This window comes from Microcoleus sp. ARI1-B5 (assembly GCF_036705795.1).
In the GTDB taxonomy this organism is placed as follows: domain Bacteria; phylum Cyanobacteriota; class Cyanobacteriia; order Cyanobacteriales; family Microcoleaceae; genus Microcoleus.
In genome coordinates, this window is the sequence record NZ_JAUBVK010000009.1 from 166,141 (window position 1) to 178,770 (window position 12,630).

A 12,630-nucleotide genomic window follows, 5' to 3' on the forward strand; every position below is an offset into this window, starting at 1 on the left:
GCTGGTGCTGCTCCCAGTCGGAGAAGTCGCTGTCGCGCTGCTGGTGCTGCTCGCACCGCTGCTGTCTCCTAAGGGCGCAGGTGTTGGTGTGGGCGCTGGCGCAGGTGTTGGTGTGGGCGCTGGCGCCGGTGTTGGTGTTGGCGCTGGCGCAGGTGTTGGTATTGGTATTGGCGCAGGTGTTGGTGTGGGCGCTGGCGCAGGTGTTGGTATTGGCGCTGGCGCCGGTGTTGGTGTTGGCGCTGGTGTTGGTATTGGTATTGGCGCCGGTGTTGGTGTTGGTGTTGGTATTGGCGCAGGTGTTGCTGCTGGGGCGGAAGCTGTGGCGCTAGTAGTTGGGGGCGCGACTGTAGAAGCACTCGCTGCCGCGCTGCCGCTGCTAGATGTAGCCCCCGCAGCGTAAGCAGTCTGACTGCTGGTACTGCTTCCAGTCGGCGAAGCGGCTGTCGCGCTGCTGGTACTGCCCGCACCGCTGCTATTTACAAAGGAACTAGATTTGCTGGAACTGCTGCTGCTGCCCGCACCAGGGTTATTCGCCAACGAATTCAAGGTGTTTAAACTATTGCTGTTTCCAACATTATTTAAGGGTTCAGGAGCTAATGAATCTAAGGAAGGCATCGCGATTTATCTCCTTTTAGCTGTATGGCTGTCCCGCTGAATGTTTCTTAAATTTGATTGAGCCATCACAATCATCAAAACGCCTTTTTAAATTTGCGCCGGCACTGCAGCAGTTTTCAATTGCGTGAGTACAGTCTGACAATTACCTTTTTTCCAATTACCATTTCTGATTCAACTGCCAACCGCGATCGCAAATCATTAGGGAATACCGCTAGAGATGAACAAAGATCTGCTATCGTTCAAGGACACAGAATAACTGTTGCCAGTGCGAGAGTAAGAGTTAGCTGTAGCTGAGGCTTCAGTAAAAGCCATATAAGGGCTAACATACACCTTTGTGTAAGTGTTAGCCTCAGTCGAGGTATTTTGGCCAAGAGCAAAAGCATTAGCATCAGCACTGCCAAATCCATAGGTAGCAAAAGTCTGAGCGCTACCAGTAGCGCGCGTATAACCAGCACCTACAAGTTTGCTCGCTCCTAAAACTGCCTCTACATAATCTAAATCATCAACTATCATGTTTTTTCACCGCAACAATTTTTAGTGGCTGCTTAACTGATGTTAGAAAGCAAGCCAGCCAACGCCATTAAGTATGTTGGCACAGTTCAAAACAGCTATGTAAAGTTTGGCAAGAATTTGTGACTTACTTATCTAGAAATCAATCCAGCAATTCTTGCATTGCTTTACATAGCTGGGTTTCTGACTGCTTGTCTGCGCTGTGGTTAGTAGCAGTAGCAGCTAAAACCAGAAGTAGCTGCGATCGAAGTACCGCCCGAGGAAGAGCTGTAAGGTGTGGTAACAGCGTTGTTGAAGGTCTGAGTCACAGTGCCAGGGCCTACAGCGGATGCTTTAGATTCTGCAGTGGCTGCATGACCGTAAACATACACGTTCGAGCTGATGTATTTATTCAGGTTGAAATTTTCGTTGAACTGCACGTTCGAGTAGTCATAGCCTAAGTCAAAACCGCCGACTACGCTGGTGGATTCAGCAACGTTTTCGACATGGTTCAGGTCAGAAATAATCATGGTTTTTATCCGCGAGAGTGAGTGTATTTTGTGTAAAGATTGCAGAATTTTGTCGGGAGTTTAAACTTTAGTTGCCGTGAGGGTTTTACTGACTGTTTGACGGTCAAACTGCTACGGCGATGCGATGGATTGAGTTTAAACTCCCAGATGAGCGAGAGTCTGGCTTGACTGTTGTGATTACCAGCGGTAGTAGAAACCAGAACTAGCTGCGATCGAAGTACCGCCCGAGGAAGAGCCGCCCGGTGAGGTGACTGCGTTGTTGAAGGTCTGAGTCACAGTGCCCGGGCCTACAGCGGATGCTTTAGATTCTGCAGTGGCTGCATGACCGTAAACAAACACGTTCGAGCTGATGTATTTATTCAGGTTGAAATTTTCGTTGAACTGCACGTTCGAGTAGTCATAGCCTAAGTCAAAACCGCCGACTACGCTGGTGGATTCAGAAACTTCTTCGACATGGTTGAGGTCAGAAATAATCATGGTTTTTATCCGCGAGAGTGAGTGTATTTTGTGTAAAGATTGCAGGATTTTGTCGGGAGTTTAAACTGTAGTTACCGTGAGGGTTTTACTGACTGTTTGACGGTCAAACTGCTACGGCGATGCGATGGATTGAGTTTAAACTCCCAGATGAGCGAGAGTCTGGCTTGAGTGTGGTGATTACCAGCGGTAGTAGAAACCAGAACTAGCTGCGATCGAAGCACCGCTAGAGGAAGAGCTGTAAGGTGTGGTCTCTGCGTTGTTGAAGGTCTGAGTCACAGTGCCCGGGCCTACAGCGGATGCTTTAGATTCTGCAGTGGCTGCATGACCGTAAACAAACACGTTCGAGCTGATGTATTTATTCAGGTTGAAATGTTCGTTGAAATACACGTTCGAGTAGTCATAGCCTAAGTCAAAACCGCCGACTACGCTGGTGGATACTGCAACTTCTTCGACATGGTTCAGGTCAGAAATAATCATGGTTTTTGTCCTTTTAATTGAGCGGTTGTTTGAAGCAACCTTGTTTTGTTTCGATGTACCTAATATATCTGGGCTAATTTGAGCTGTGTTGCCAATTTGGCAGATTTGTTTAAAATGAAAATCTCAATGTAACTTCATGAATATATGTTAACTATTTGCTCCACAACTACAGAAGATATCTCTACGAGTCCTGGACGCATCAACTGGGTTGGATGGAGGAAAATACTTGCTTGTAGGCCTCGATCGCAGTTGAAAAACCCGGCTGATGAGAGTAATGAATGCGTCCAAGACGGTTTGCATTCAAACACGAAAAACAGCCTCGTTTTATACTTTATGAACGAGACTGGAATTAGATTTTAGTATTTGGCTCGATCGATCGCCCGTACAGACAAACGCTGCTCCAGCTCAACAGGATGAATTGCAGATCGGTTTGTCTTTTGTGAATCGCAAACACATTATCTGGTACGATCGCACAACCGTGTTGCCATTTTGGCAGAAAACTCCGAAAAACCCGATCGCAGCCACTCAACGTTTACAACCGGGTTGTCGATCGACTAATTTACTTTCCCGCAAAATTAAACCAGCGCGTCTTAAATCCCGCAAAAAATCCTTGATTTGGAACATCAACCGCCGGCGCCGAGATATTTGAACCTTCGCCGCCGACCCCGGCCACAAAACCTGCGGTAGCTGAGTGCAACTCGCTAACATCCTCAATTGCACAACCACCTCGAACTCCGGCTCGTTTTTCCCTCACCACTTCCACATAATCTAAATCCGCAATTTTGCCCAGCGCCGACTGAGTTTCCGGTTTCCTCATTTGGGTATTTTCCTTGAGCAAGCGGTTAGAAGTGCGGTAGGGGATATAGTCGAGAGGGTTGTAACCCGTGCACCGCAAAAGCAAAAAACAAGCCCAAGAATACTTTCCTGCCAGAATCGCTGAAATTATCTCATCCAATTGTTCGGGTTTGATTCCAATTTGGGAAGGATTGGCAGAATGGTGAAATTGCGAATTCATCGTTTTATCCTATTTTGCGTAAATTATTTGACTGTTGACTGCGGTTTGATCGTTCGGACTTCAGTCCTTCTTTCTGCGGACTTGCATTCCGAACGCTCAAACCTGAGAGGGGGAGAGTGGGAGAGGGCGAGAGGGGAGAATTTTGCTTTCTCTCTCGAACTACTAACTAATGACTAATGACTACTAACTAATGACTACTAACTAATGACAACTGTCAACTGACAACTGTCAACTGACAACTGTCAACTGTCAACTGTCAACTGTCAACTGTCAACTGACTACAAACTCATGCCACCTTTTTGTAGTTGCTTGAGCGGATCGAGCAAAATGTCAGCTATCGAGCGCTGGCGGATGACAATTTCCGCAGTCGCTGTCTGGCCCGCTTTGAGTTTCCAGGTTTGATTGTTGGCTTTCACTGAGTCTCGATCGAGACTCACTTCCACCCGGTAAACAACACCCAATCGCTCGTCTGTTTTGGCATCCGGCGAAATTGATACAACTTTTCCCGGAATCACGCCGTAATTTTGATAGGGAAAAGCATCGAATTTGACTTGTACCGGCATTCCGGTTTTGACAAATCCCGCTTCTCGATTCGGCAAACTCACTTCCAGCACTAGCGGAGCGTGATTCGGAGTCATTTCTGCAATAGTTTGACCCGGTTGCACGACTTCGCCGGTGTTGTGAATGTTGAGCGCGGAAATCACTCCGCTGACTGGTGCGTAGAGAAATCTTTGTTTGAGTTTATTTTTGGCTTGAGCGAGGAGGGTTTGGGTTTCGGCAATTTTGGATTTGACTTGGTTTAATTCCATTTCCAACTGCTGAACTTTTTGCTCTTTTTCTAACTGCATTTGGCGCGCTGCGGCTTGTTTGCTGGCGGCTTCGGCTTGCAGCCGATCGACTTCTGCGAGTTGTTCTGTTAATTGGCCTTGCATTTTGCCGATCGAACTGGTGCGATCGCGCAAACCTTGCTCGACTTCAAACAGCTTTTCCTTAACCTGAGTTGTATCAGACAGTTGACTCCTGATCGCAGCACTTTGCCTGTCGCGCACGGTTTGCTCGACCTCAAAAACTCGATCGTCAGCCTGAGTTTTCTCCCCCAACTGGCTTCTAATCACGGCATTTTCGCTTTCTCGCAGAGCTTCCTCAGCTTGAAACAATACATCTTTTGACAGCGCTCCCTCATCTACCAAAGGTTTGAGCCGCCCGATCCGCTCTTTGTGAGCCGCCACTTTTGCTTGCAACCCGGCCACCAAGTCTTCACTCTTATTTTGCAGCGGTTTCACGCGATCGCGCCTCGCCTCGCCAGAAGTGACATCGGTTTTCAGTTGCGACAACAGATTTTGTGCCTGCTTTTCTAGAGGTTTGAGCTGTTCCTGCCGCGCTTTCTGAGACACCACATCTGCTTGCAATTGCTCGATTTGAGACTGCGTGGTGGCGAGTGTAGCGCGAGCGCGATCGATCGCAGCTTGAGCCCCCTGCTTGTCCGCAGCAGCAATCGCTTGGCTCGCCTGAGCTTCCAGTCGAGTTCTCTCGATCGAACTAACCTGCTGCACCAATTGAATCTGATAAGCGTCCAGAATTTTATCGAGACGCTCCACCTCGCTCGAAGCATTTTCCGGGTCTAATTGGGCCAATAACTGTCCAGCTTTGATTTTTTGACCTTCTTTGATCGCGAGGTTAATAATTTTTCCCGGCTCCGTCGGATGAATTTTGTAAACATCACCTTTGGGAACTAATTTGCCCTGAGCGTGGCCGACTCGATCTATTTTTCCCAAAGTTGCCCACGCTGCAAAAGCTAGGGAAAACACCAGTCCTCCTAGGAGCAACCGCTGGGGAAAAGATACTGGCGGTTGGTCTAGTACCGAGTGCAAAGAAGTAGACCAATTATCAGCATCCGGCTGCCGGAACTTGCCAATATTGATACCGTCATTAGTATTAGAAGAGCGATTTTTAGATTCTACAACTTCTAAAGAGCGGTCTTTTTTTCTGGCTTCGTTTTCTTGCCTTAAAGCTACGCCCCCATAGACTTCATCTATCTCATCAGGAGCGACGATTAATTCTTTGCCATCTTGTGAAACCATGATATTTACTCCAAATTGGGAATTGGTAATTGGTAATTGGGAATTGGTAATTGGGAATCTGTAATTGGGAATTGGGAATTGGTAATTGGTAATCGGTAATTGGTAATTGGTAATTGAAAATCATCTTTAGTCTTGTGTTGCTTGCTAATGACTAATGACTAATGACTGATGACAACTGTCAACTGTCAACTGTCAACTGTCAACTGACTTTAAAGATCGAGCTGTTGCTGAGCGAGGTGATAGTAAAGTCCGCGTTCGGCCATTAATTGGTCGTGGTTGCCTTGTTCGGCTAAAATGCCTTTGTCTAGAACCAAAATTCGATCGGCATTGCGCACCGTAGACAACCTGTGAGCGATGATAAACACAGTGCGATCGCGGCCGATGCGAGCCAGATTTTGCTGGAACCTGCGCTCAGACTCGGTATCCAGCGAAGAAGTTGCTTCGTCCAAAATCAAAACTCGCGGATCGCCCAACAGAGCCCGGGCGATCGCAATTCGCTGCCGCTGGCCCCCAGACAAACTCGTTCCCCTTTCCCCCACAGGAGTTTGATAACCGAGCGGCATATCTTGAATAAAAGCGTGAGCTTCTGCTAGCTTCGCCACTTCTATCGCCTCTTCCAAACTTGCGGAACCAGCATCATTTCCGTTTTTGTACAGCGTAATATTTTCCAAAATCGTTCCCGAAAACAAGAAACAATCTTGCGGGACAACACCCAACTGAACTCGCAGCGACTGCACCGAAATGTGGCGAATATCGTGGCCGTCAACAGTCAGCCGCCCTTTTTCTGGATAATAGAAACCTTGCAGCAGCTTCACCAAAGTGCTCTTACCCGAACCGCTGCGGCCGACAATTGCCACCGTTTCTCCAGCTTGCACCTCAAAGCAAAGATTTTGCAGCGTATTGCGTTCCTCATCCTGAGCATAGCGGAAAGAAACATTGTCAAACTTGACGTTTCCTTGGATGCGAGGCAGCACCAGCATTGGTTTGTAAGGACTTTCTTCAGGTTCGGCCGAGAATACATCATCCAAACGCTCGATCGACACCAGCACTTCTTGAAACTCGTCCCAAAGTCCCACCACCGAAAGCACAGGAGAAATCACGCTCCCGATCATCATATTAAAAGCCACAAATTGACCGATCGTCAACTCATCTTGAATCACCAGCATAGCCCCGTACCACAGCAACGCCGTACTGCCCAAAGTATTAATCCCACCCCCGATCACCTGCAAAGAATTCGCCAGCTTCTGCCCCCGAAATTTAGCATTAATCATGCAGGTTAATTGGTCTTCCCAGCGCCAGCGCATTTCTCGCTCAGCAGCAGTTGCCTTAATCGTCGCCACCCCAGTAATCATTTCCACCAAAGATGAATTTTGCTTGGCACCTTCGTTAAAAACCTCCCGCGACACTTGGCGCAGAAACGGAGTTGCCACCAAAGTCAAAATCACGATCGGCGGAATCAAAGCCAGCACCAACAAAGCCAGACGCCAGTTATAGTAAACCATCAGTCCGATGTAAACCACAGCCATCAAAGCATCCAACCAAGCAGTAATCGCTTGGCGAGTCAAAAACGCCTGAATTTTTTGATTTTCCTGAACCCGCGTCAAGATATCGCCCACCTGACGAGACTCAAAAAACTTAATCGGCAAACTGAGAGTGTGACTGATAAAACCGCTAATTAAAGTCAGGTCAATACGGTTGGACAAGTAATCCAGCAAATACTGTCTGGTTGCGCTCAACAGCGACCGCCAAACACTAAACAGCAGCAGTCCGATCGCGAAAACGTGCAGAGTTACGATGCTTTTGCTGACAACTACTTGGTCGAGAATTACTTGGGTAAATAGGGGAGTAACTAGGCCAAATAGTTGGATCGACAAGGAGAACATCAGAATTTGGGCGATCGTAGCGCGGTAGGGCCAGATTATGCCCAGAAAATTCTTAACTTTGATCCCTTTATGTTCGGCACTGTGATTGCGGTATAGCTGCGCTGTCGGGTCTAAAATTAGGGCGTACCCTGTCCAATTTTCCGTAAAATCTTTAACGCTCATCCACCGCTTGCCCGCCGCCGGATCTGCAACTAAAACCTGTTGATTTTTAAAGCGGTAAACTGCAACGTAGTGATTGCCTTGCCAGTGAGCGATCCAAGGATTTTGATTGCGGAGCGGAGTTAAAGAAGCTCGCACGGGACGGGTTTGAAACCCCATCCTTTCCGCTGCTTTTGCCAGACTTTTGAGCGAGGCGCCGCTGCGGCCGATTTCTGCAAGTTCGCGCAAGTAATTCAGGCTGAATTTCTTACCCCAATATTCGCTAATCATAGCTAAGCAGGTGGCTCCGCAATCTGCCGTACTCTGTTGTTGAATGAATGGGTGTCCGCTGCTCAACCAGCGGCGCCGCTTTGGTTTGGGAAAGCTGATGATTCCGTCAGCAGATTTTGGACGCTCGACTAGGGTTAATTTTGACGGCTCGGTTTTTGAGGTAGATGTCGCATCTTTTGGCGGCGGAACTAAGGTTACAATCGGAGCTTTGCGGATGATTTTAGGGCGGGCATTGCTGTCTGAAGCAATTGTGGATGAGGCGATTTTCCACTGTTCGGCGCCAAGCTGGTAAATTAGCAGGTCTGTGGCGGCTTTCCAGTCGCTAGGTAGGTCTGAATATCCCCAGTTACTGCCGATTATTGGCGGTGCTTCACCTTGAATTTGACCGCTGCGGAGCCAAAAATGATTGGTGGTTTTTTGGCAGTGTTCAGCGAGGGAAACTCCGGCGGGAATTCGGCTTTCTTCTGTGTAAGGAAGTAAGTGCGGCCACAGAAGCTGTTGGTGGTGGGGAGGGAGCGATCGCAAATCTGTTTGCGTTTTGAAAAAAATTAACCGCTCTCGCTGTTGGAATTGTTGCTGCAAGTGCTGTTGCAGTTGGGGGAATTCCTTTAAAACAAGCTGCAATTTGGCTGAGTTTATGCGAGCGATTTGGCAGATACCGGCCGCAATTGCCCTGTAAGGCAGTCCGCTTTCAATAAATAGGTTGTCTGTCCCAAACACTGCTCCGAGTTCCAGTACCACCGCCGAAACTTCATGCTGTTGAGATGCTTCTACTGCTAGCAGCCTGACTCTTCCCTGACAAACTAAATAAAAATTTATCTCGCTCTGTGCTTGTTCAACTAAATTGTTGGTACTATCTGGTGTTTGATATTGGGTGATTTCATCTCCGAGCTGAAACTCGCAAATTTCACAGGCTGTATTTAATTTTGCAACTAATGTCGGTTCTGCACCGATTTCTTCCAAGAGTTTCTCAATAGCTGGAATAGTTGGCAATGAGGCTGGGGAGCGCTCGACGTAATTCTGTACCCCGAAACTTTTTTTCATAGATTTTCCTGCTTTCCCTGTTGAATTTTTGTGTCAATTTTTTTTACCGAAAACTAACCAGGTTAGGCTTAATTTGTTTTTTTTAGTGCAACCTAGCTGGCTGAAAAAAGCTTTTTGATTTGTGCAGCGAAAACCTCCTATTTCCCACACTTTTGACAAGTTTTGGGCTCTCGGACTTCGGTTTTTTTCAGAAAAGTGCGGTGATTGCGTAAGTGTTGTTTTCGCTGGCTCCAATCATAGCTCACAAAATAGCTAGAGTGGCTACCGTTCAACGACCATCTTTACAGAATCTTTATAATTTGGCCGTATTGTCGCGGATAATTGTGAAGATTGTGTGAAGTAAAGCCGAGAAGGCTTCTGCCCTACATCCGTAAATACACGCAGATAGCTTAATAAAATATTAAGAGATTTCAATTCTCGATAAGTTGTGCAGTCCAGAAGGATTAATGTAAAGAAATATTGCAAATTTGTAGCATGAATTACATAAATTATTTAATAATTGAACATAGATATTTAGCGGGATTCAAGCAAAGAAGTTGGAGTCTCCTTTTGGGAGGAAACCAATCGCTGGCGGACGCATCAACTTTGCAGCCCAGAAACCGGGTTTTTTACTAAAATCTCTCATGGAGGGCGCGAGCCAAGAAACACGGTGGCGGCCCAATCATGCTTCTCTAGGCTTGCAGCCTCTTCTAATATCTCAAATGGGTTCTATAAACCGATCGCTTTCTCTTGACATTAAAACAATATATCTTAAGGATATTGACAGACATTATTAAATGTGTATTTAACTCTCTATTTTCTGGAAAACTAGCTATTTGCCCGATCGCCCTTAAGTTCAGTTAGAGTTATATAATTCATACTAAAATATCAATTTGATATAAATGCTTGAATTATCAGCCCTGGGGCTGCTACAGCGGCAACCCCTGCACGGCTATCGGCTAAAGCAACAACTGGAGCTGTTTATGAGCAGTTGCATCAGCGTCAACTACGGAGCGATTTACCCGCTGCTAAAGCGCTTGGAAGAGCGAGGCGAGATTTCGGTAATTGCCGAAGAAGCCGGAGATGCGGGCTGTCCGCGCAAAATCTACGGAATTACCGCCAAAGGGCGCGAACTCTGGCGGCAACAAATGCTCGAACACCCTCAAGAAAGCTGGGTTAACAGTGGTTCCCGGTTCCAAATCAAGTTTTTCTTTTTTGGCGACTTAGATCCCGCAGAACGGATGAAATTGTTGGAACACCGCTTGCGAGTCTGTTATATCCGGCAAGACTACATCGAAAGCCTCAAGAGCGAATATCCACTAACCGACGACTATCAATTCGCCTCTCGCGATCGCTGCAAGTCAGTGCTGGCGCTAGAAATCCAGTGGTTAACAGAGCAACTAGCCCAAGAGCAACGCCCGATCGCAGGAGTGACTGACTCCCCAACCTCCCCTGAATCCGCGGCAGGACAAGGGAAAATCCCTCCAACTGAGTTACTCAAGTGAGTCATAAGGAGGATTTATAGTATTTCCTGCACATGATAACTTTTGAGGGCAGAAACAACTTTCCTAAAAATAATCGCGCCCAAGCTTGGCGATCCTGCGATGGAACTCGCAGCCAAGCGCATCCCCCCCCCATTAAAAAGGCGACTTTCCCGATTCCATTGTGTTTGAGACGGCTTGTCCTTATTCCCCCTGTTTGGGTGCGGGGATCGTAGATTCGGCCAAACCCTATCTAAGTCAGATGTAAAAAAAATCTAAGTGGTGCTGCAAATGAGTTATTCTAAATCCCCAGAATCCGTCGTTGAAGCTGAAGACCAAAAATCTACTACACCGGAACTGCACCCAATCGAGGCAGACAGCGATCGACCGCAGGATTTTGCCCAAAACATAGCAGATCGCCCCCGCCCTGTTGCTAAACCGATCTCGCGCTGGCCCCTAATTGCCGCGATCGCGATCGCCACCGCAGGCGCAGGTTACGGCTTGTACTCGTGGCAATCGAGCCGCAATCGCCCAGCGACTCCGGCAGCAGCAAATCAACCCAAAGCCACACCAGTCAAGCTCGCAACCGTTGCAACCAGCTCAGTCCAAGATGCGTCCGAATTTGTCAGCAGCTTGGAGGCCAAGCGTTCGGTACAAATCAAACCCGAAACAGAAGGGTTAGTCACCGAGATTTTTGTCAAATCCGGGGACTCGATCGAAAAAGGGCAAGCGATCGCCAGGATGAAAAACGACAGCGCCCAAGCTCAGTTAAGACAATCCCAAGCCAACCTGATCGCCGCTCAATCTCGGTTAGCCGAATTGCAAGCAGGTAGTCGGCCAGAAGAAATCGCCCAAGCTCAAGCCCAAGTCGCCCAAGCTCAAGCCAACCTAGCCCAACTGCGATCGGGCAGCAGGCCAGAAGAAGTTGCCCAAGCTCAAGCCCAAGTCGCCCAAGCCGAAGCTAACCTAGCCGATGCCCAAAGCGGCAGTCTTTTAGAAGAGATCGCCCAAGCCAGAGCGCAAATAGCAGCCAGCAAAGCCCAAGCACAATTAGCCAGCCAGCAACTTGCCAGATATCAGGCCTTGGCACAAGAAGGCGCCGAGTCACAAAACACGCTCCAGCAATACATCCAAAAACAAACCAGCGCCCAAGCCAACCTTCTAGAAGCTCAAAGGCGGTTGGAACAACGGCAAAAAAACAGGCAAACCCAGATCCAGCAGCGCACAGCAGCCTTGCAACAGCAGCGGGAAGCTTTGCGGCAAGTGCAAAACGGTTCGCGCCCAGAGGAAATAGCCAAAGCCGAAGCAGAAGTCGCACAAGCCAAAGCCAAATTAGCGCAGTTAGCCAACGGCACTCGCAAAGAGCAGATTGATCAAGCTCAAGCGCAAGTTGCCCAGGCTGCTGCTCAAGTGCGCGGCTTTGAAATACAACTGCAAGAAACTGCTGTCATCGCGCCCTTCGCCGGAGTCATCGGCGACATACCAGTGAAAGTAGGCGATTACTTGAAAAAAGGCGATGCGATCGCCACTTTGACTGAGAACAAATTGCTCGACTTGCGGTTGTCAATTCCTTTGGAACGGAGGCCTCAATTGCGGTTAGGGCTGCCAGTAGAAATGCTGGACGGTCAAGGGAATGCGATCGCGAGCGGTCAAATCAGTTTTATCTCGCCAAACGTCAGCGCCAATTCCCAAACAATTTTAGCTAAAGCCACCTTTCCCAATCCCAGCGGCGAACTGCTCAACCTCCAATTTGTCAAAGCCAAAGTCATCTGGAAACAGAACCCGGGAATTTTAGTTCCAGTCATCGCAGTCACTCGGTTAGGCGGGCAAACGTTTGTTTTCACAGCTCAAAAACCGGAACAGCCTAAACCGGGAATGCCACCTTTAATCGCGCGGCAAAAACCTGTGAAATTGGGAGCCATTGAGGGGAACAATTATCAAGTTATCGAAGGTTTGCAAGCAGGAGAAAAAATTGTTGTCGCAGGCATTCTCAACTTGACCGACGGTGTTCCGATTACTGCTCGAGAGGAAACGCAAGGGGAAGGTAACAAATTACCAGTGGGAGGCAAAAATTAAGGTCTGAAATAAGATTGGTTCGTAGTTGTAGTTGTAGGGTGCGGATACATCTAC

12 protein-coding genes are annotated in these 12,630 nt (G+C 48.0%); 4 read left to right on the forward strand and 8 right to left on the reverse strand.

The window, feature by feature from the left end; all coding sequences use genetic code 11:
• Nucleotides 1–4 precede the first annotated feature (4 nt).
• Nucleotides 5–400 (forward strand): hypothetical protein, encoded by a 396-nt coding sequence (locus tag QUB63_RS16300; protein WP_332946299.1) that lies wholly within the window; start codon nt 5–7, stop codon nt 398–400.
• 93 nt (nt 401–493) lie between these two features.
• The gene (locus QUB63_RS16305; protein WP_332946300.1) at nt 494–655 is read left to right on the forward strand and encodes a hypothetical protein; all 162 of its coding nucleotides are present in this window, start codon (nt 494–496) and stop codon (nt 653–655) included.
• Between the two features lie 158 nt (nt 656–813).
• Here the strand turns inward: QUB63_RS16305 and QUB63_RS16310 are convergent, their stop codons facing one another.
• From QUB63_RS16310 to QUB63_RS16345, 8 genes are all read right to left on the reverse strand, one after another.
• Nucleotides 814–1,128: a hypothetical protein gene (locus QUB63_RS16310; RefSeq protein ID WP_332946301.1), complete on the reverse strand. Its 315-nt coding sequence runs from the start codon at nt 1,126–1,128 to the stop codon at nt 814–816.
• Between the two features lie 203 nt (nt 1,129–1,331).
• A complete protein-coding gene (locus QUB63_RS16315; protein ID WP_332946302.1) occupies nt 1,332–1,634 on the reverse strand; it encodes a hypothetical protein in 303 nt (100 codons plus the stop codon).
• 177 nt (nt 1,635–1,811) lie between these two features.
• Nucleotides 1,812–2,111 carry a hypothetical protein gene (locus QUB63_RS16320; RefSeq protein ID WP_332946303.1) on the reverse strand — a complete coding sequence of 100 codons (300 nt, stop codon included), beginning with the start codon at nt 2,109–2,111 and terminating at the stop codon, nt 1,812–1,814.
• 177 nt (nt 2,112–2,288) lie between these two features.
• Nucleotides 2,289–2,588: a hypothetical protein gene (locus QUB63_RS16325; protein WP_332946304.1), complete on the reverse strand. Its 300-nt coding sequence runs from the start codon at nt 2,586–2,588 to the stop codon at nt 2,289–2,291.
• Nucleotides 2,589–2,937: 349 nt separating this feature from the next.
• Nucleotides 2,938–3,117, reverse strand: a complete 180-nt coding sequence (locus QUB63_RS16330; protein WP_332946305.1) for a hypothetical protein — start codon at nt 3,115–3,117, stop codon at nt 2,938–2,940.
• Nucleotides 3,118–3,147: 30 nt separating this feature from the next.
• Nucleotides 3,148–3,603 (reverse strand): HetP family heterocyst commitment protein, encoded by a 456-nt coding sequence (locus tag QUB63_RS16335; RefSeq protein ID WP_332946306.1) that lies wholly within the window; start codon nt 3,601–3,603, stop codon nt 3,148–3,150.
• 278 nt (nt 3,604–3,881) lie between these two features.
• A complete protein-coding gene (locus QUB63_RS16340; RefSeq protein WP_332946307.1) occupies nt 3,882–5,684 on the reverse strand; it encodes an HlyD family efflux transporter periplasmic adaptor subunit in 1,803 nt (600 codons plus the stop codon).
• A gap of 209 nt (nt 5,685–5,893) precedes the next feature.
• Nucleotides 5,894–9,040 (reverse strand): ABC transporter transmembrane domain-containing protein, encoded by a 3,147-nt coding sequence (locus QUB63_RS16345; RefSeq protein ID WP_332946308.1) that lies wholly within the window; start codon nt 9,038–9,040, stop codon nt 5,894–5,896.
• A gap of 881 nt (nt 9,041–9,921) precedes the next feature.
• Here QUB63_RS16345 and QUB63_RS16350 point away from each other — a divergent pair.
• Both QUB63_RS16350 and QUB63_RS16355 read left to right on the forward strand, forming a co-directional pair.
• Nucleotides 9,922–10,524 (forward strand): PadR family transcriptional regulator, encoded by a 603-nt coding sequence (locus QUB63_RS16350; RefSeq protein WP_332946309.1) that lies wholly within the window; start codon nt 9,922–9,924, stop codon nt 10,522–10,524.
• A gap of 267 nt (nt 10,525–10,791) precedes the next feature.
• Nucleotides 10,792–12,576: an efflux RND transporter periplasmic adaptor subunit gene (locus QUB63_RS16355; protein WP_332946310.1), complete on the forward strand. Its 1,785-nt coding sequence runs from the start codon at nt 10,792–10,794 to the stop codon at nt 12,574–12,576.
• The last annotated feature ends 54 nt before the right edge of the window (nt 12,577–12,630 follow it).

Bases quoted from the DNA above. Each gene is read 5' to 3' on its own strand.
- QUB63_RS16310 (WP_332946301.1), bottom strand. From the start codon at position 1,128: ATGATAGTTGATGATTTAGATTATGTAGAGGCAGTTTTAGGAGCGAGC.
- QUB63_RS16315 (WP_332946302.1), bottom strand. From the start codon at position 1,634: ATGATTATTTCTGACCTGAACCATGTCGAAAACGTTGCTGAATCCACC.
- QUB63_RS16320 (WP_332946303.1), bottom strand. From the start codon at position 2,111: ATGATTATTTCTGACCTCAACCATGTCGAAGAAGTTTCTGAATCCACC.
- QUB63_RS16325 (WP_332946304.1), bottom strand. From the start codon at position 2,588: ATGATTATTTCTGACCTGAACCATGTCGAAGAAGTTGCAGTATCCACC.
- QUB63_RS16335 (WP_332946306.1), bottom strand. From the start codon at position 3,603: ATGAATTCGCAATTTCACCATTCTGCCAATCCTTCCCAAATTGGAATC.
- QUB63_RS16340 (WP_332946307.1), bottom strand. From the start codon at position 5,684: ATGGTTTCACAAGATGGCAAAGAATTAATCGTCGCTCCTGATGAGATA.
- QUB63_RS16345 (WP_332946308.1), bottom strand. From the start codon at position 9,040: ATGAAAAAAAGTTTCGGGGTACAGAATTACGTCGAGCGCTCCCCAGCC.
- QUB63_RS16350 (WP_332946309.1), top strand. From the start codon at position 9,922: ATGCTTGAATTATCAGCCCTGGGGCTGCTACAGCGGCAACCCCTGCAC.
- QUB63_RS16355 (WP_332946310.1), top strand. From the start codon at position 10,792: ATGAGTTATTCTAAATCCCCAGAATCCGTCGTTGAAGCTGAAGACCAA.